Source organism: Nibricoccus aquaticus (genome assembly GCF_002310495.1).
In the GTDB taxonomy this organism is placed as follows: domain Bacteria; phylum Verrucomicrobiota; class Verrucomicrobiia; order Opitutales; family Opitutaceae; genus Nibricoccus; species Nibricoccus aquaticus.
In genome coordinates, this window is record NZ_CP023344.1 from 3,540,887 (window position 1) to 3,560,198 (window position 19,312).

12 protein-coding genes are annotated in these 19,312 nt (G+C 63.1%); 4 read left to right on the top strand and 8 right to left on the bottom strand.

Features of this window, described 5'->3' with window-relative positions; all coding sequences use genetic code 11:
* Positions 1-41: 41 nt before the first annotated feature.
* The 7 genes from CMV30_RS14270 to CMV30_RS14300 all read right to left on the bottom strand — a co-directional run bounded on the left by CMV30_RS14270 (position 42) and on the right by CMV30_RS14300 (position 10,968).
* Positions 42-554 carry a chemotaxis protein CheW gene (locus CMV30_RS14270; protein WP_096057778.1) on the bottom strand — a complete coding sequence of 171 codons (513 nt, stop codon included), beginning with the start codon at positions 552-554 and terminating at the stop codon, positions 42-44.
* 230 nt (positions 555-784) lie between these two features.
* Positions 785-2,350 carry a methyl-accepting chemotaxis protein gene (locus tag CMV30_RS14275; RefSeq protein WP_245844221.1) on the bottom strand — a complete coding sequence of 522 codons (1,566 nt, stop codon included), beginning with the start codon at positions 2,348-2,350 and terminating at the stop codon, positions 785-787.
* Positions 2,351-2,387: 37 nt separating this feature from the next.
* Positions 2,388-2,804, bottom strand: coding sequence for a hypothetical protein (locus tag CMV30_RS14280; RefSeq protein WP_096056663.1), 417 nt, complete (start codon positions 2,802-2,804; stop codon positions 2,388-2,390).
* 31 nt (positions 2,805-2,835) lie between these two features.
* Positions 2,836-4,062 (bottom strand): hypothetical protein, encoded by a 1,227-nt coding sequence (locus CMV30_RS14285; RefSeq protein ID WP_096056664.1) that lies wholly within the window; start codon positions 4,060-4,062, stop codon positions 2,836-2,838.
* A gap of 280 nt (positions 4,063-4,342) precedes the next feature.
* Entirely contained in the window at positions 4,343-6,358 is a 2,016-nt protein-coding gene (locus tag CMV30_RS14290; protein WP_096056665.1) for an ATP-binding response regulator, read from the bottom strand.
* Between the two features lie 3 nt (positions 6,359-6,361).
* Positions 6,362-9,565: a PAS domain S-box protein gene (locus CMV30_RS14295; protein ID WP_138223312.1), complete on the bottom strand. Its 3,204-nt coding sequence runs from the start codon at positions 9,563-9,565 to the stop codon at positions 6,362-6,364.
* A gap of 101 nt (positions 9,566-9,666) precedes the next feature.
* On the bottom strand, positions 9,667-10,968 hold the full coding sequence (locus CMV30_RS14300; RefSeq protein ID WP_096056667.1) for an ATP-binding protein: 1,302 nt from the start codon (positions 10,966-10,968) through the stop codon (positions 9,667-9,669).
* Between the two features lie 116 nt (positions 10,969-11,084).
* Here CMV30_RS14300 and CMV30_RS14305 point away from each other — a divergent pair, with 116 nt between their 5' ends.
* From CMV30_RS14305 to CMV30_RS14320, 4 genes are all read left to right on the top strand, one after another.
* Complete coding sequence (locus CMV30_RS14305) at positions 11,085-11,783, top strand: response regulator transcription factor (RefSeq protein ID WP_096056668.1); 699 nt, start codon at positions 11,085-11,087, stop codon at positions 11,781-11,783.
* A gap of 43 nt (positions 11,784-11,826) precedes the next feature.
* Positions 11,827-13,767 (top strand): O-antigen ligase family protein, encoded by a 1,941-nt coding sequence (locus tag CMV30_RS14310; protein ID WP_175414888.1) that lies wholly within the window; start codon positions 11,827-11,829, stop codon positions 13,765-13,767.
* A gap of 30 nt (positions 13,768-13,797) precedes the next feature.
* The gene (locus tag CMV30_RS14315; protein ID WP_096056670.1) at positions 13,798-14,742 is read left to right on the top strand and encodes a FecR family protein; all 945 of its coding nucleotides are present in this window, start codon (positions 13,798-13,800) and stop codon (positions 14,740-14,742) included.
* Positions 14,743-14,806: 64 nt separating this feature from the next.
* A complete protein-coding gene (locus CMV30_RS14320; RefSeq protein WP_096056671.1) occupies positions 14,807-17,155 on the top strand; it encodes a CHASE2 domain-containing protein in 2,349 nt (782 codons plus the stop codon).
* Positions 17,156-17,323: 168 nt separating this feature from the next.
* On the opposite strand, the gene ilvB is transcribed toward CMV30_RS14320, so the two are convergent.
* Positions 17,324-19,111 carry a biosynthetic-type acetolactate synthase large subunit gene (ilvB, locus tag CMV30_RS14325; RefSeq protein ID WP_096056672.1) on the bottom strand — a complete coding sequence of 596 codons (1,788 nt, stop codon included), beginning with the start codon at positions 19,109-19,111 and terminating at the stop codon, positions 17,324-17,326.
* Between the last annotated feature and the right edge of the window lie 201 nt (positions 19,112-19,312).

Genomic DNA, 19,312 nt, shown 5'->3' on the forward strand with positions numbered 1-19,312 from the left:
GTGATGAGTTCATGAGAGTAATCGATTGGATTTTTGTAGGGTCAGGCGGCGGCGCGGGAGATTGCCTGGACGGTGTCGCGTGCGACGACGCGGTTGATATCGAGGAGTGTCTTCACCTCGCCCTTGGCCTTGGCCATGCCGAGGAGGTAGGACGTATCGACGAGCGTACCGAACGATGGAGCGGGCTCTATCATGTCAGCGGCGACGTTGAGCACGTCTTCGACGGAATCGACGATCAGGCCCATCTGGACGGTTTTGCTTGATGAGACATCGACCTGAACGACGACGATGCAGGTGCGATCGGTGAAGGCGGCTTCGAGACCGAATTTAACGCGGAGATCGACGACGGGGATAACGCGGCCGCGCAGGTTGATCACGCCCTTAACGAATTCCGGCATCTGCGGAACGGGCGTGATTTTTTGCATGCGGATGATCTCGCGAACTTTTAGTACGGCGATGCCGTAGGCCTCGTTGTCGAGGACGACGGTCAGGTATTTGCCTGCGATGGGCGCGGCTGGAGATTCCTGGCTGACGGAAAGTGATGTGTTTTTCATGGCCAGCATTGTCGCAGATCTTTCCTTCCGGGGTGTCACCGGGGTGTCACAAGTTGGATGGTTTGAGTGATCTTTCGGAAAGGTTTTTGAGGTCGCAGGCGGTGGCTGGAGGTACGGTCGCCTTCCCCGGGCGCTTCGGTTTCAGGCTGGAGCGGAATCAATAAAAAGCGGCCGCTCCTGGTGGAGCGGCCGCTTGGAGGGGACGAGGTACTCTGTTGATTTATGTCCGATCAGGCGCGTGCAACTTGGGGAACCGAACGGGATTTCCCGGACGATGCGGCCGGGCGTTTATTCGCGTGGGCGTCAGCGGACTCGGAACCTGGAGTGGATTTGGGGCTGCGTCCGCTGAGTTCTTGGAGGCTGCGTACGGCTTCCGCGAGGACGCTGGCCTGGACATTGAGGTCTTGGGCGGCGGCGGCGGTCTCTTCTGCGCTGGCGGCATTGGATTGCGTGATACGATCCATGTCGGACACCGCAGTGGTGACCTGGCTTATGCCCTGGCTTTGTTCGCTGGAAGCAGTGGCGATTTCGCCGACGAGCTGATCGAGCTTGAGGACCTGCTGCTGGATGGTCTCAAAACTTTTCGCGACCTCCGTGCTGATCGCGGCGCCCTGCTGACTCTTGGCAACGGAGTCTTCGATTTTGGCGGCGGTTTCCTTGGCGGCTTGAGCGGAGCGTTGAGCGAGAGCGCGGACTTCATCAGCCACGACGGCGAAACCGGCACCGGCCTCGCCAGCGCGGGCAGCTTCTACAGCGGCGTTGAGGGCGAGGATATTGGTTTGAAACGAGATCTCGTCGATCGTCTTGAGGATTTTTGAAATATCCGCGCTAGAGGTCGTGATCGCCTGCATAGCAGTCTGCATGGCGCGCATACGTTCCGTACCGGTGTCGGCAGACGAGCGAGTTTCGCTTGCGGCCTGCTTGGCCTGTTGAGCGCTTTCGGCGTTGCGCTTGGTCATGCTGGAGAGCTCTTCCAGTGACGCGGAGGTTTCCTCCAATGACGCCGCTTGTGAGCTGGAGCCGTCTGCGAGCGCGTGGCTCGAGCTGGAGACGATGCTGGCATTTTCCGAGATCACACCCGCGGAGGTAGTAAGGGCGGCGTTGGCGTCTTTAAGGCGTTGCGAGATGCTGCGTGACGCAAAAAGCGAGAGAGCGAGACAAAGCGCGGTAAATCCGGCGAGGGTTCCAGATCCGATCAGACCGAAGTGGTCGGCCTTTGAGAGCGCAGCGATGGTATTTTCGCCGGCCTTATCCGAGAGCTCAAAATAACGGTCGTTGATCGCTTGGAAGGCGGCTTCCAGTTTTGCCTGAGCAGCGCTGACCTTCTGATCGAGCGTGGACATGGCTTTTTCGAAATCACCGCCTCGCAACTCGGTTTGGAATTGCTCGGCGGCAGCGCGGTAATTTTTTACCGCGACCTCGAAACTGGTGATCAGATCCAGACAGGAGGCGTCGGGCGTGTTCTCTTTGAGGGTGGCGATATTGGCCACGGCCTTGTCGAACTGGGTTTTTGAGGCCTGGGCCTGCGTGCTCATGCCGGCGTCGTCTTTTGCGAGAGCGAACTGGAGCGTGATGCTCTTGATATTGAGAGCGGCTTCCTGGAGTCGCGAAAGCGTCGCGAGCCCGGGGAGAAACTGATTGGTCACCGTCTGCGTCTCCCGCGTTCCTTCGCGTGAATACTGCCGAGACATGATCGCGAGCGAAGCGACGCCGATCGTCACGAGGATGAAGCAGCCTGTGATCAGCAGCATGGTTTGCCGAAAACTAAGCCGGCGTGTGATGGATGAGATTTTCATGGGAAGGAGGCGGAAGACGAAACAGTGAGCATCGGGATTATTTGCCTAGTGAGATCAGACCGTTGGTCACGGCTGCGGAGTCCGCGACGGTGATCGCACCGGGAGTTTCGGCGGCGAGCTTGCAGGCATCGGCTTCGGTCTCGACGACCTTGGGCGCGCTGCCGCCGCCGGTCATGAAGAGACGGCGCCAGTGAGTCTGAAACTGGCTCGTGGTCATGCCGACGTGATCCTTGAGGAAAGCCTCCTGGGCGTCTCCGGTTTTCGCGATGATGATAATGACGCGGGTGTCGCCTAGGGTGACGCGTTTTCCGAGAAGGACCGCTTTCATGTCGTCGGCATCCAGATTTTTTTCTTTGAGTCCGGGGTGTGCCGCCAGAACGGGTTCAGCGTGCAGGGAGGTGCAGAGGCCCGAGGCGAGCGCGATCAGCGCAACATGTAGGAAGAATTTTTTCATGGTGATCAGCGTTGGAGGTGATGGTTGCGGATCAGAACGAGAAGGTGGTTTTGATCGCGAGCAGCGGCCAGGAGTTGTCACGCTTGGCGACCGGTTGCGGCTGGGAAGGGGTGTCGAAGATCTTGCCGGAGCCATCGATGTAGTGACCTTCAATCTTGATGATGATGTGATCGTTCACATCGAAACGGGCGCTGAGCGCATAGTCGTTCTGATTGAGAATCGGGAACGTGGAGGTGCTGCCGGCGACGTACTTTTGCTTGTCGCGTGATGTGCTGTAATAGGTGCCCAGTTCGAGCCAGGAGTTGATGCGGCGAGCGGCAGAAATGTAGCCGTAGCGACTGCGGAAGCTGACCGCCAGGGGGCGAATGGCGCCGGTCGAGATTGTGCGCAGCGAGATGTCGTAAAGAGCGTGTTCGTCGCCAGCTTCAGCAGCGAAGATCCAGTCGTTGAACGAGTATTCCGCCGAGACGAGCTGACGTTCGTAGGTTTTCGTCTGCTTCGTGTAGATGGATGTCGTGCCGATCTTACGCGTGGTGGCGAGATTTTCGAAGGCGCTGTAGGAGTAGCCGACGCGCAGGCCGCTCAGCGGGGTGTTCCAGAACGCGGTGCCGCCGCGCACCGAATCCATTCCGAAATCGAGGTTTTTCGCCTGGAGATTGTTGTTGAAGTAATCGGTCGCGCCAGAATCGAGATCGATTGAGAGGGAGCCGTAGAACAGACGGTAATCAACGCTGCCCAATTTTCCTGCGCCGATATTTCCATAAGCCATGGCGCCGTCGAAGGAGGCGTTGAAATCGCGAAGGCGGTTGTCGTATACGCTCTGCGGCAGCAGCACAAAGGGGCGAACGGAATCGACATCGAGCGCCTCGTTGTAGAGGCCGCGGGGCATTTTCACGCGACCGGCGCGCAGGCCGAACCATTGCGTTGCCTGGTAATCAATCGTGGCCCAATCGAGTTTGATTTTGTCGTCGCCGTACTCGCCGAGCTTCTGGCCGAAAGCCTGAGCACCGATGCGGAACTTGCCTTTGGACCACGAAGCGTTCGCTGCGTATTCGCGGAAGTCGAAGGTGCCCTCGCTCGTGTCACCGAGGTAGTCATTGGGGCCGCTGCTCTTCAAGTAGCCTTGGCTGAGGAAGCCGCCGAACTGGACGTCCTTCCATGTTACGGAAGCGGGCGATAATGTAGCGCAGGCCATTGCGGCGAAACCGCAGAGAGTGAACCGGCTAAGGTTCGTTTTGAACGAAGGGGTGAGTTTCATGATTTGATGGTTTGTTTTCCCAGCTCTCGTTCCTCTCGCCGTCCTGCCGGTATGCCGTGGTGGTGATAGGAATTTCGCTGTGATAACCACCTTACCGAATCGCAGTCCGGAACATGTCACCGACCTGTCACAAGTCGGTTCATGAGCCACGAAAGCGCGAAAACCCGGGGTGTTGATTTTGAGGAAGTCCAACCCGCTGACGCCGCTGTCTTTATCCAGACACGGCGATTAAATGACTGTCGTAGAAGCAGCTGAGCAGCGCGAGACTGCCGGAGCTTACTTAGTTAGCTGGGTGTGCGTACGCTTTGATCAAGCACTCGTGAAGAGCGTACAAGAGCTGTTCGTGAGTGAACGGCTTCGAAAGTACCGTGATTTTGTATTCGTCGAGCGATGCTTGGGGGCGTTCGGCGGGATCGAGGCCGCTGATGGCGACGATGGGAAGAGTGGGGTGGAGGCGACGGATGGCACGGATGGCGGCGAGGCCGTCGAGGTGTGGCATCATCAAGTCGAGGACGAGGCAGGCGAGGCGGTCGCGGTGGGTGGCGACTTGGGCGAGGGCATCGGTGCCGTCACAAGCGGTGAGGGCGTGATAGCCGGACGCTTCCAGTGAGGACTTGATGATCTCGCGAACGGCGCGGTCGTCGTCGGCGAGGAGAATCCATTCGCCGTTGCCGGCGGGCGGTTCCTCGGGAGCTTCAGCGAGATCGTCGCAGGTGCCGGTCACGGCGGGGAGGTAGATGTGGAAGTGTGCGCCGGAGCCGAGGGCGGATTCCACCTGGAGAAAGCCGCCGTGGTCGCGGACGATGGTCTGGACGGTGGCGAGGCCGAGGCCGGTGCCTTTGCCGGGAGCTTTGGTGGTGAAGAACGGGTCGAAGATTTTCGCGAGGACTTCGGGTGACATGCCGGGACCAGTATCGGAAACGCTGAGACGGATGAAATCGCCGACGATAGCGCCGGGGATGAGCGCGGCGGCGGAGGCATCGAGGGTGCGGCGTTCGAGCGTGAGCGTGAGTTCGCCGCCGGTGGACATGGCGTCGCGTGCGTTGACGCAGAGGTTCATGAGCACTTGGTGGAGGCGGGTGGCGTCGCCGAGGACGAAGGGGAGGTCGGCGGCGAAGCGGCTGCGGATGGCGATGGAACGGGGGAAGGTTTCCTGGATGAGGTGGTGGACCTCCTTAATGAGGTGCTCGAGGCGGAAGGGTTCGCGTTCGCCTTCGCGGCCGCGGACGAAAAGGAGGATTTGCTTCACCATGTCGGCGCCGCGCTTCGCGCTGGCGAGCATGATGTCGGCGAGGCGGCGGTCGGCTTCGGGGAGGCCGGACTCGGCGAGGATCTGGCCGGACATGAGGAGCGGGGTGAAGACGTTGTTGAGATCGTGAGCGATGCCGCTGGCGAGCGAGCCGATGCTTTCGAGGCGCTGGGCGCGGAGGAACTGGGCCTCGATTTTTTTGCGCTCGGTCATGTCGGTATTCACGACGAGGATATTGAGCGGAGCGCCGGTGAGATCGTCGCGGACGAGGGTCCAGCGGGATTCGACGATGAGTTCGGAGCCGTCGCGGCGGTGGTGGACGAGTTCGCCAGTCCATTCGCCGTCGGCGAGAGTGGCGGCAAGGGACTGGATGCGGGGAAGTTCGTCGCGGGAGCCGGTGAGTTCGTCGGCTTGGCGGGCGAGGGCTTCGGGGGCGGAGTGGCCGTAGAGGCGTTCGGCGCTGCGGTTCCAGTAGGTGATGAGGCCGTCGAGGGAGCGGACGAAGATGGCGTCGCGGGCTTTGTCGAGGAGGGCGGCCTGGGCGCGAGTTTTTTCCTGGGCGAGGATGCGGGCGTGCATCTCGTTGCGGAGAGTTTCATTGGATTCGGCCAGGAGGGCGGTGCGTTCGATGACGCGTTGTTCAAGCTGGTCGCGGGCTTCCCGTTGCTGGCGTTGGAGGGCGTGATTGGTGAGGGCGAGTTCGATGCAGAGCTGGAGTTCGCGTTCCTTGAAAGGCTTCAGGAGATAACTCGCGGCGTGCGTGAGCTGGGCGCGCTGGAAGGTTTTTTCGTCGGCGTTGGCGGTGAGGAAAACGACCGGGAGATCGAGCTCGGAGCGGATGAGGGCGGCGGCCTGGATGCCATCGAGTTCGCCCTGGAGCTGGATGTCCATGAGGACGAGGTCGGGCTTTAGCTCAGTGGCGAGGCGGGTGGATTCCTCGCCGGAGGCGGCGGTGGCGCAGATCTCGTAGCCGAGGCGGGTGAGGCGTTGCTCGAGGTCGAGGGCGACGACCATTTCGTCTTCGGTGATGAGGATGCGGGCGGTCATGGATCAGGCGGGGGTTTTGCGGGAAATTTCCCGGAAGGTGATGGCGAAGGCGGCGCCGGGGCCGGGCTCGATCTGGAGATCGCCGCGGAGCTGGCGGACGAGGGTTTTGACGAGCTGCATGCCGAGGGACTTGGTCTGGCGGAGGTCGAAGTCGGCGGGGATGCCGCGGCCGTTGTCGCGGACAACGAGGCGGAACTGGTCGGCGGAGGCGCGCGTGAGGGAAATCTCGATACGGCCGGGGGTGCCGGGGGCGAAGGCGTGTTTGCAGGCGTTGGAGACGAGTTCGTTGACGATGAGGCCGCAGGGGATGGCGGTGTCGATGCCGAGCTCGATGGAGGCGACGTGGAGGTCGAAGGCGATGCCGCGGGTGGAGACACCGAAGGCGGCGACGAGGTTTTCGGTGAGGTCGCGGAGGTAGTCGGCGAAGTCGATGTGGCCGAGGTCGGAGGACTGGTAGAGTTTCTCGTGGATGAGGGCCATCGAGGCGATGCGGCCTTGGGATTCGGCGAAGAGGCGGCGGGAGGTTTCGTCGTGGAGGTGGCCGAGTTGGAGATTCAGCAGACTGGAGATGATCTGCATGTTGTTCTTCACGCGGTGGTGGATCTCTTTGAGGAGAACTTCTTTTTCGGCGAGGGAGGTGCGGATGGTTTCCTCGGCGCGGAGGCGGTCGGTGATGTCACGGCAGACGCAGACGAGGCCGCCGTCGCGGATCTGGGTGAGGGAGAGTTCCTCGGCAAAGGTGGTGCCATCGCGGCGGCGGGCGGTGGCGATGCCGCGCCATTTGCCGTCCTGGATGAGGGCGGGGAAGGCGGCATCTTCGAGGCGGCGGACTTCGTCGTCGGTGTAGAGTGTGCGCCAGGACTGGCCGCGGAGTTCGGAGGTTTTGGTGTATCCGAAAAGTTCGAGGTGGATCGTGTTGAGGTAGGTGAAGCAGCCCTTGGAATCGAGGATGGCGACGCCGTCGATGGCGGCTTCGATGGCGGCGCGTTGCTTGCCGAGATCTTCTTCGGCGAGTTTGCGTTCGGTGATGTCGTGGAGAGTGCCGGCGGTGCCGCGGATGCGCTCGTCGTCGTCGAGGACGAGGCGGGCGAAGACTTCGAGCCAGCGGTAGCCGCCGTCTTTGGTGAGGTAGCGGACCTCGTGGCGGCAGTAGTCTTTTTTGCGCTCGATGAGCGGGAGGAAGAGCTCGTTGTTGCGGTCGCGGTCGTCGGGGTGGACGTAGTTGAGGAAAAGAGTGTCGAGGGATTCGGCGACGGAGTAGCCGGTGATTTCTTCCCAGGCGGGATTGAGGAAGGTCCAGAAGCCGGCTTCGTCGGTCTGGAAGACGGCTTCCTTGAGGTTGGAGACGAGGGAGCGGTAGCGGGTTTCGCTGTCGAGGTGGGCGCGGGCGGTGGAGCGGTTGAGGAGAACGGCACCGAGGACGCGGGTGGTGGAGAGGAGGGCGTCGATTTTTTGCGCGGGCCAGGGGGGAGAATCGTTTTTGAAGCCGATGGACATCATGCCCCAGAAGCGACCGGGGCCGGCGAAGATGGGCAGGGCGACGAAGGAGTGGGCACCGAGGGCGAGCCAGAGGGATTTCTCGGCGGGCGGGCAGGCGTCGCGGCGGTTTTGGACGGGGCGGCCCTGGCGGAGGGCGTCGGCCGAGGACCAGCCGGCGTTGTTTTCGAAGAGGAGATCGCGGAGGGCGGCGCGGGAGGATGGCTGGGAGTCGGAGCCCCAGAGAGTGTCGAGGGAAAGGAGCGGGGAACCGGCGAAGCCGTGGTGTTGGCGCCAGACGGCGACGTGGTCGGCGCGGGTGGCCTGGCCGATTTGTTCGAGGGCGAGCGGGAGGGCGGCGGCGTAGTCGGAGGCGTTGAGAAGGATCTCGGCGGCGTAGCTGGCGGCCTGGTGAATGGCGTCGCGACGTTGGAGGAGTTCTTCGATCTGGATACGGGAAGTGACGTCGGTCTGGACGCCGATGAAGTGGGTGACGAGGCCGTGTTCGGAGCGGACGGGGGAGATGTCGAGTTCGTTCCAGAAGAGGGTGCCGTCCTTGCGATAGTTGCGGAGGATGACGCGGCAGGGAGTGTCGCTGGCGAGGGCGGCGCGGAGTTCGTGGAGGGCAGGCTGGTCGTGGTCGTTGCCCTGGAGGAAGCGGCAGTTGCGGCCGAGGACTTCGTGGGGGGAATAGCCGGTGATGCGTTCGAAGGCGGGGTTGACCTGGATGACGGGGCGGTCGGGGTGCTGGGCGTCGACGATGACGATGCCGTTGTTACAGGCCTTGAGGGCCTGGTCCATGAGGTGGAGGTGCTGCTTGCGTGCGACTGCGACGGTGACGTCGTGGAGGACGCTTTGGAGGCGGGGCTCACTGCCGCAGGCGGGGTGAACGATGCGGGTGACGTCGTCGATCCAACGTATCGGTTGTCCGGGGACGACGAGGCGGTAGCGCTGGGTGAGGGCGGTGGCGGTGCTGGCGAGGAATTGGGCGCGCTCGGCGGCGATGCGGGCGCGGTCGTCGGGGTGGAGGAAGTCGAGTTGTTCGCTGGTGCGGTCGAGGAGGTCGGCGGGGGAGAGGCCGAACTCGGTGACGTTTTCGGAGACGAAATCGACGGGCCAGCCGGGGGAGAGGCGGCGGCGGAGGGCGATGAAGCCGCTTTGGTTGATGATGCCTTGGAGGGTCTCGGAGCGGTCGAGGGCGAGGCGGAGGCGATCAGTCTCCGATTCGCGGAGGGTGAGCATGCGGGTGAGCTCGGCGCGGTTGACGATCTGGCGGGAGAGGGTGGTGAGAGCGTTTTCCTGGGAGGGAGAAAGAGAGCGGACGCGGCGGTCTAGGACGCAGATGGTGCCGAGGACGTCACCGGGGGCACGGGTGAGTTTGGCGCCGGCGTAGAAGCGGATGCCGGGCTCGGAGCGGACGCAGACGGCGTCGCGGAAGGCGGGGTCGGCGGTGGCGTCGGAGAGAGAGAAAACCGGGGCGGAGCCGGCGAGGGTGCGGGCGCAAAAGCCGGCGGCGCGAAGTTCGGGAGTGACGGACAGGCCGTGGGTGGCGACGACGGTGTACTCTTCGCCCGTGCGCATCATGATCAGCGCCATCGGCGCGTCGCAGAGGCTGGCGGCGAGCGAGGCGATGTCGCGGTAGTCGGAGTCGTGCGACGGGTTGTCAGCGGTGCTGGCGGGCAACGGGCGTGGAGATGCGACGGACGGGGCGGGTGACAGGAGAGTATTCACGCGGGCAGCGACGAAGGATGCCTCGCGCAGTTGCGAGGCTGGGACGAGGAACGGAGTCGGTGGCCGGCCATGGATATGAATCGGACCGGGGCGGGGGTGGCTTAAGCGGGGAGGTGACGCGTATTTTGTGCTGAGGGGAGCGGGTTGGCGGTGTCGAGGTGTTGGGGGAGGTCGAGGGTTTCGAGCCAGACGAGGAAGGAGAAGGTGCTGCCGCGGCCGGGGGCGCTTTGGAGCCAGATGCGGCCGCCCATGATGCGGACGAGTTGTTCGCTGATGGAGAGACCGAGACCGAGGCCGCCGTGGCGGCGGGAGTCGGACAAGTCGGCCTGGACGAACGGGGCGAAGATGTTGGCGTGGAGTTCGGGCGGGATGCCGATGCCGGTGTCGCTGACGGAGACTTCGAGGCAGACGCGGGAGCCTTCGCGGGCGCGGACGCCGATGAGGATGTCGATCTCGCCGCGGTCGGTGAACTTGATGGCGTTATCGGCGAGGTTGAGGAGGATCTGGCCGAGACGGAGCGGATCGCCGTAGACGAGCGGGGGGACTTCCGGGGCGATTTCGCAGGTGAGGACGAGCTGGCGGGAACGGGCGCGTTGTTCGAGGGAGTCCAGGAGCGGGGCGAGGCGGTTACGGAGGTCGAAGCCGGCGGGGGTGAGGGCGATTTTGCCGGCATGGGCGTGGGAGTAATCGAGGAGGTTGTCGATGAGGCCGAGGAGACTTTGAGCGGAAGCCTGGACGACGGAGAGGCACTGGCGGTCGGCGTTGGAGCGCGTGGAATCGAGGAGGATCTCGGTCATGCCGAGGATGCCGTTCATGGGGGTGCGGAGCTCGTGGCTGACGCAGGCGAGGAACTGGCTTTTGGCGCGGGAGGCGGCGAGAGCGTCGTCGCGGGCGCGTTCGAGGGCGGCGACGGTGTCGGCGTGGCGGGCGATTTCGTTTTGGAGGGCGGTGTTGGCCTCGCGGTAGGCGGCGGTGCGGAGTTCGACGCGGAGTTCGAGTTCGTCGCGCATGCGGCGGAGTTCGCGCTGCGTGGCGTGGTGGTGGAGGGCGATGTCGATGCTGAAGCGGAGTTCGCGTTCTTTGATGGGTTTGGAGAGAAAGTTGAAGGGGGCGACGGCCTGGGCGCGGGCGAGGGTGGTGGCGTCGGCGTTGCCAGTGAGAAACACGATAGGGAGATCGAGTTCGGCCAGGAGGCGGCTGGCGGTGTCGATACCGTCCATGTCGCCTTGGAGGTGGATGTCCATGAGGACGAGGCCGGGCTTGAGCCGGCGGGCCTGGGTGAGGGCGTCTTCGCCGGACATGGCGACGCCGAGAACGGTGTAGCCGGCGGATTCGAGACGGCGGCGGAGGTCCATGGCGACGAGGAGTTCGTCTTCGACGAGGAGTAGGGAGGGCGTGCTCATGGGGACATGATCGCAGAACGGGCGGGGGCGATGCGTCACGGAGGTGTCACAAACTTGCCGGCGGAAGATTTCGTGTGTGAGGTGGGGAGCGCCGGGCAGTCCGGCGAAATTATCTCATGAGTGTTTTACCCCGTGTGCTGGTGATCGATGACGATGCGGCGATCCGCGCGAGCGTGGTGCGTTGTTTGCAGGGAGAAGGTTATCGCGTGCTCGAAGCGGCGGACGGCGCGCAAGGCGTCGAAGTGACGCTGAAGGAGAAACCGGCGCTGATCGTGATCGATGTGATGATGCCGAGGCTCGGCGGCGTGGAAGCGGTGGAGGAGATGCGGCGGCTGGGCGTGGCGGCGCCGGTGCTGATGTTGACGACGCGGAACGAGACGCCGGAGCGGGTGAAGGGATTGAAGGCGGGGGCGGACGATTACCTCGGGAAACCTTTCGACAAGGAGGAGCTGCTGGCGCGGGTGCATGCGCTGCTGAGGAAGCACGAGCGGCAGGCACCGGCGGGACGGGTGTTAAGATTTGATGAACTCGTCGTGGATCTTGACCAGAAGGCGGCGCGGAAAAATGGGGAGGACGTGGCGCTGACGCGGACGGAGTATGCGTTGCTGGAGTTGTTCGCGGCGCATCTGGGGGCGGCGGTGACGCGGGATCAGATGCTGGATGCGGTGTGGGGTTATACGTATTTCCCGTCGACGCGGACGGTGGACACGCACATCTGGCGTTTGCGGAAAAAACTCGGGGACAATGCGGAGAATCCGCGTTGGTTGAAGCGGGTGCAGGGGCAAGGGTATGTTTTGACCTGCGCAACCGGTTGAGAATCCATGGGGTGTGCCGATGGAGCGTGGTACTTCACCCGCCTTGGCCACCACACTGACAGATCCTCCGATTTTACCGACGACCGACATGGCATCGCGCGACATTGCAACGGATGGGCCGACGACCGGCGAGTGGATGATCGCGGGGTTGCTGGCGGGGAATCTGGCGTGGACGACGCTTTGTCTCGGAGGCGTGCGGGCGGAGACGATGGTGCTGAGCTGGGCGCTGACGGGGATCGCACTGGCGTTGCAACTGGCGCTGACGGCGTGGACGGGCGGGCGGTCGCACGCGGCGGGTTTCTGGCTGTTGCCGTTTCTCGGATACGCGGCGGTGAGCGTGCTTTTTATCACGCCGGTGCCGTGGATCGGAAAACGCGAGTGGCTGGGCTGGGCGCAGATGATCGCGACGTTTTGGGTTTCGCTGAACGGGCTCAGGCGTCCGGGACCGCGGCTGGTGGTGATCGGGACGGCGCTGGGGCTGGCGGTGTTTGCGGTGGTGCTGGCGGCGTACCAGCGGTTCATCGCGCCGGACTGGTTGATGATGGAGCGCACGCAGGTGGCGCAGTACATCGGGAGGGCGAGCGGGAGTTTTGGGAATCCGAACAACTTTGCGGCGCTGCTGGCGCTGGCGATCCCGCCGGTGCTCTCGCTGGCGTGGCAGCGGGGGGCGACGGCGTTTCAGCGGGTGCTCTTTGGGTATCTCGGGCTGGTGCTGCTGCTGGGGATCGGGCTGACGATCAGCCGAGGCGGATGGCTGGCGCTCGCGCTGGCGTTGGCGTGCTGGCCGCTGTTTGCGCGGAGCCAGGCGTGGGCGTCGCGTATCTTGCTTTCGGCGACGGCGCTGGGGGCGGTGATCATGGCGGGGGCGGCGCTTTATTCGACGGTGCCGCTGGTGAAGACGCGGCTGGACAGTCTGGCGAAGGACCGCGGGGAGTGGTCGCGGCCGATCTTGTGGGAGGCGTCGACGCAGTTGTTCACGAGCGCGCCGGTGCTGGGGACGGGCGCTGGGAGTTTCAACACGTTGTTCGAGCGGCAGCGGCCGGAGCGATTCAACGACGAGCCGCAGTGGGTGCATAACGAGTACCTGAATACGCTGAGCGATTACGGGCTGACGGGGTTTGCGCTGTTCTTCGGCGCGGTGGCGGTGGTCGCGTGGAAAGTGGCGGCGCGAGCGGCGAGGGCGGGAGTTTTTGCGGAGGTGAACGTGGGGTGGCGCGCGCCGGGGTTCACGCACGCGATGAGCGTGGGGCTGCTGGCGTTTGCGGCGGCGAGTTTCGTGGATTTTCACCTGAAGATCCCGGCGCTGTGCATGATGGTGGCGCTGGTGGCGGCGGAGGTGGTGCGGCGGCACTGGCCGGCGGAGGAGGCGGGCGAACCGGAACCGTTGAGGCAGTTGGGCGGCATCGTGGCGGCGGTGGCGGTGGTGATCGTGATGCTGGCGGTGGCGTTGCCGACTTATCAGGCGGAGGCGTCGCGTTATGCGGGCAGGCAGAAGATCGATGCGCTGGCGTTGAACCCGAATCCGACGCTGAACCAGCAGAAGGAGACGTTGACTGAGGCCCGTTCCCTATTCGGAGAGGCGCTGGCGTTCGATGATGCGAACGGGCAGGCGTGGGCGGATTCGGCGTATGCTTCGGCGCTGTGGTCTCACCTGGCGGCGCACAGCCGGAACGAGTTGGGCAAAGAGGCTGAGGCCTCTGCGCGGCAGGCACTTGCCCGGTCGGAGTTGGTGCCGGAATTCTGGATCAGGCTGGGCGTGTCGCTGGACATGCAGGGACGCTGGAATGAAGGGAGCGAAGCGTTTTTGAAGGCGCTGATTCTGGCTCCGGGGAGTTCGCTGGTTTGGTACCACCAGGCATATCACCTCAGTCTAAACCCTAGGGCAAAAAAGCTGGCGGAAGCGGCTGCGGCGACATGCTTGCGCCTTGACCCTGCCTACCTTGCTGCCAGATCTTTGCAGCAACGCTTAAGTTCGGTTCCGTAGTGTCGCTTTGGTCTCACGCTCAATTTTGTCATGCCCCGTCTTTTCATCCGCTGGTTTTTCGCCGCCACGCTTCTGTTCACCGCAGCAGGCGTCGCGGAGGCGCAGACGGCGGCACCGGCCGCGCCAGCGGAGCAACCGGGCGGGCGGATCTTGGTGGCGCGTGTGACGGGCGAGGCGTTCGCGATGAACCCAAGCGATGGGCTCAAATTTCCCGTACGCACGGGTTCGTTGCTAAGCGAGGGCCAGGTGATCACGACGGGCTCGGGTGCGAGTGTGCTTTTTGTTTTGTCGAATGGCGCGACGGTCTCGCTCGGAGCGGACTCGGTGCTGGCGCTGGAGCAATTTACGCAGCAGCCGTTTGGAGAGTCGTACAAGATGAGCACGCTTACCGCGGAGCCATCGACCTCGACGACGCGGTTGAATTTGATGCGCGGCGAGTTGATCTCGGACGTGAAGAAGCTGAATAAAACGGGCGGTTCGAGTTTTCAGATCAAGACGCCGGTGGGGGCGGCCGGTATTCGCGGGACGGCTTTCCGGATCGCGTTCAAGCCGGAGGGGGATCGCGCGGCGTTTGCGCTGGTGATGCTCGAAGGCGTGATCGAACAGACTTTTGGCAATCGGGGACGTCCGGTGGTGGTGCCGCAGGGCAAGCAGGTCGTCGTCACGGGAATCGAATACAACGGCCGCACGGGCGAAGTGGGGGCGATTCCGCCGGTCGGCGAACCGACGGATGTGCCCGCTTCGGTGCAGGCATCACTGTTTCAGCTCGTGCAGCAGATGCTGGCGACGGTGGGATCGATGACGATTTCGGCGACGTCGATTCAGGGGAATGGCGGCTCGGGTGGTGCGGGTGGCGGCTCGACGGCAGAAGCGTCGGCGCAGAGCGGCGAAGGTCTTTCGCCGGTTTCACCTTCACCCGGTCCGCAACTGCCGCCTGCACGCACGTCGCCGACGGATGGACAGCCTAAGGGTTGAGCGGCGGTTTATTAGAAATGCGGCGTTGGATCCGTGTTGATCGTCGAAAGCCGGCCAGACGTTAATGCGCGGTGAGGGCACCGCGCCTCCATCCGAGCGAGACATCGGTCCCGTAGACGATCTGAAACTACGGACTGGCGCAGGGGCGGAGCGGCACCTACGGTCGCCGCCTGTGCCCCGGCTTAAGAAGCTCACATCTCTTCGTTGGCTAGCGTTACTGCCGATTCCGGCGTTGTGGTGCGCGGCACATTTTTTGGGACTGCTGAGTTTTCTGGAGCAGCGCTCGCTGGACTGGCGTTTTCGTTTTCGCGGGGAGATCGATGCGCCGGTGAAGGTGGCGTACGTGGATGTGGATTCGAAATCGATCACGGATATCGGGAATCTGCCGTGGGACCGGGCGCTTTATGCGAAGGTTAGTGAGACTCTTTTAGCGGAGGGAAAAGCGAAGGCGGTGGGGATCGATTTTGTTTTTTCGGAGCGGGGGATTCCTGAGCTGGTGAATGATGAGCGGTTTCGGGCAGGCACGCTGGAATTGTTTCGTCTGCTGCATTCGCGGCCGCCGGCGCCGGTGGTTGTCGCGGCGGCGTACGCGGCGGCGGAGGATCGCGACATCAATGGCCAGCCGATCATGCGGTCGCTGCCGGATGCGGATACACCGGCTGAACAGGTGCAGGCGCCGGAGCGGCCGCAGATGCGCGGAGCAGGTAATACGATCATGCATCCGCCGTTGATGGGGTTGATCGATACGATTGATGGCGGGACGCGGCGAGTTCCGCTGTTCGCGCGGACGCAGGACGGAGTTTTCCAGCACATGGGCGTGGAGCTGGCGCGGCTTTACTGGGATCTGCCGCGTGAAGCGGTGGTGATTGAGGCGGAACGCATGACGCTGGTGCGTGGCGATGGCGGCGTGCTGGCGGCGGTGCCGCTGATAAATGGGCGCGATCTGGAGGTGAACTGGTTTTCGAGGTGGGATTCGCCGGAGCGCAATCCGCGCGCGAGTTTTTCGCATGTACTGATGGCGGGTCAGATGCTCGGTGCGGAGAACGCGGAAGAGCGCGAAGTGGCGCGGGAGTTTTTCAAGCGGTTCGAGGGAGCGGTGGTGCTGATCGGGCCGGTGGATCCGTTGTTGCAGGACATCGCGGCGACGCCTCTCGATCCACAGCCGGTGCCACGCGTGGGCATTCACGGTAACCTGGTTAAAACGATCGTATCGGGAAAATACCTTCACCGGATAGGAGGCGCGGGGGTGGTGGCTATCGTACTCGCGTTGACGGCGGCGGTTTGCGCGCTGGTGCTGGCGACAGGACGGCGGGGCGGGTGGCGCAAGGCGGGCGCGGTGGTGTTGCTCGCGGGTTATGTGGCGGTGGCGTTTGTGGTGTTTGCGCGGACGCACTGGGTGCTGCCACTGGTGGCGCCGGTGGGCGCGGCGTTCACGACGAGTTTTGCGGCGCTGATCTGGCAGTTGATCGTGGAAGAAAAGCAGCGCGGACGGATCAAGGGCATGTTCGGTACATATGTGTCGCCTGAGCTGGTGAACCGGATGGTGGAGTCGGGCGAGGAGCCGAAACTGGGCGGTGTCGAGGCGCGGATCACGGCGTACTTTTCAGACATCGAGGGGTTCTCGTCGTTTGCCGAAAAACTGCCGCCTGATCAGCTCGTGGAGTTAATGAATGAATATCTGACGGCGTGCACGGACATCGTGACGGCGCAAGGCGGGACGCTGGACAAGTATATCGGAGACGCGGTGGTCGCGATGTTCGGGGCGCCGGTGGAGTTTGCCGATCACGCTTATCGCGCGTGCGTGGCGTCGCAGCTGGTGCAGCAGCGGCTGGATGAGCTGCGGAAAAAGTGGATGTCGGCGGGGTCGAAATGGCCGGTAACGGTGGGGCACATGCACACGCGTATCGGTTTGAACAGCGGGGCGGCTGTGGTGGGCAACATGGGGTCGCTGACGCGGTTCAATTACACGATGATGGGAGATACGGTGAATCTGGCCTCACGCCTGGAGAGCGGCGCGCGTAGTTATGGCGCGGGCACGCTGGTCACGGAGGCGACGAAGACGGCGGCGGAGCTGGCGGGGGACCGGTGTGTGTTTCGGTTTCTCGATCGCATCGTGGTGAAGGGGCGGTCTGAGCCGGTGGGGATTTTCGAGATCCTCGGATTAAAGGATCTGATTTCGGCGACGACGAGGGAGTGCGCGCAGCATTTTGCCGAGGGAATGGAGAAGTATTTGAAGCAGGATTGGGACGCGGCGATCGCGGCGTTCGAGCGGGCTGCGAAGTTGGAGCCGCGGCAGCTGGATGAGTTTACAGAGATCAATCCGTCGCTGTTGTACGTGCAGCGGTGTGGAGTGATGAAGTTGAATCCGCCGGGCAAAGATTGGGATGGGGTGTTTGTGATGAAGACGAAGTGAGCGCGGACGTGATGGGGAGATCGCGGAAATGCGAAAGGGCGGAAGCGCGGAAATATGAGTGAGTGATTGGGCGGGGCCGCTCGCTGGCGCTCGCGGCTACGGGGTATGAAAAAGCCCGGGCGGTTTAGGCCCGGGCTGAAGAGTGAAACAGAACTCGAAGAGAGCGGCTTACTTGAGGATCATTTCTTTCACCGTTTTACCGGCGGGGATCATTGGGAGCACGTGCTCGGTGTAAGGGACGATAACGTCGAGGAGGTACGGGCCGTCGTGGTCGAGCATCTCTTGGATGGCTTCCTTGAGTTCGCTCTTCTTGTGGACGCGGCGTGCTTTGACGCCGAAGCCCTTCGCGATGGTGACGTAGTCGGGATAGATGCCGCCGAGGTTGTCGGGGCCGCCGATGTTCTTTTGGTCGCCGAGGATCGTGTTGCCGCGGACGCTGCCATAGAAGCGGTCTTCCCACTGCACGACCATGCCGAGGTGCTGGTTATTCAAGATCATCGCCTTGGCGGCGATCTTCTCGATGTGGCAGGTGGCGAGTTCCTGGACGTTCATCAGGAAGGAGCCGTCGCCATCGATATCGATGACTTGCTTGTCGGGGCAGGCGACTTTGGCGCCCATCGCGGCGGGATACCCGTAGCCCATCGCGCCGAGACCGAGCGAGCTGATGTAGCGGCGGGGTTCGTCGAAGCGGTAGAATTGTGCGGCCCACATCTGGTGCTGGCCGACGCCGGTGGTGATGATGGCGTCGCCCTTGGTGAGTTCGTAGAGGGCGGCGACGGCTTCCTGCGGGAGGATGTGCGGGCTGTTGCCGAAACCGGCTTTGGAGTCGAACGGGTGTTCGGCTTTCCACGTGGCGATCTGGGCGTGCCAGGCGGCGGTGTCGGGCGCGGTGAACTTGTGGGCGGCGATGAGCTCGTTGAGGCGGTTGAGCGCGAACTTGATGTCGGAGCAAACCGGGATGACGCCGCGTTTGTTCTTGTTGTGCTCAGCGGCGTCGATGTCGAGGTGGACGATCTTCGCGCCAGACGCGAATTTCTCGACGGCTCCGGTGATGCGGTCGTCGAAGCGGGCGCCAAAGCAGAGGAGCAAATCGGATTGATCGACGGCCCAGTTGCCGTAGGCGGCGCCGTGCATGCCGAACCACTGCATGGAGAGCTTATGTGTCTCGGGGAATGCGCCGACGCCCATCAGTGTCGTGGCGACATTGATGTTGGTCTTCTCGGCGAACGTGCGGAGTTCCTTGTGTGCTTCAGCGGAGATGAGACCGCCGCCGACGTACAGAACGGGGCGTTTCGCTTCGAAGATGAGCGAGAGGATTTGTTTCAGCTGATCGTCGTTCGCCTGCGGAATCTGGCTGATGAGTGGGTTGCGGAACTCGACGGTGGCTGGATAGACGGGCGTGAATTTCGCCTGCTGGATATCCTTCGGAATATCGATGATGACGGGGCCGGGGCGGCCGGTGCGCGCGAGGTGGAACGCCTCTTTGAAAATGCGCGGGATGTCCGCGACATTCATGACGAGGTAGGAGTGCTTCACTATCGGCAGGGTCATGCCGAAGAAGTCGGTTTCCTGAAACGCGCTCTTGCCGATGAACTTGGTGAAAACCTGGCCGGTGATCGCGACCATCGGGGTCGAATCCATGAAGGCGTCGGCGATGGCCGAGATGAGGTTGGTGGCGCCGGGGCCGGAAGTGGCCATACACACGCCGACTTTGCCGGTGGCGCGGGCGTAACCTTCGGCGGCGAAGGAGCCGCCTTGTTCGTGGCGGGGGAGGATGGTGCGGATCTTGTCGGTTCGGGCGAGTGACTGGTGGAGTTCCTGCGAGGCACCGCCGGGGTACGCGAAGATGGCATCAACACCTTCGCGGATGAGGCACTCGACGACGCAGTCGGAACCTTTCATTTCTTTGCCGATTTCGGCTTGGGGAAACGAGGAGGGCGAGGTGGATGATTTCATAGGCGCGGAGGTTGGAAAAAGGAGTTCAGACGATGCAATCGCGACGGGGACTGGCAAGCGTGGAAAAGGCGTGCCGCGGCAGGTGGCGCGAATGACCAATTAAGTAATGACCAGTGACCAATGGGGAGGAGCAATCCGAGGCCGAAGGTCGAATGCCGAGCGAGCGGAGCATGGAGAGGGAATTGGGCGTTGCTTCGTTTG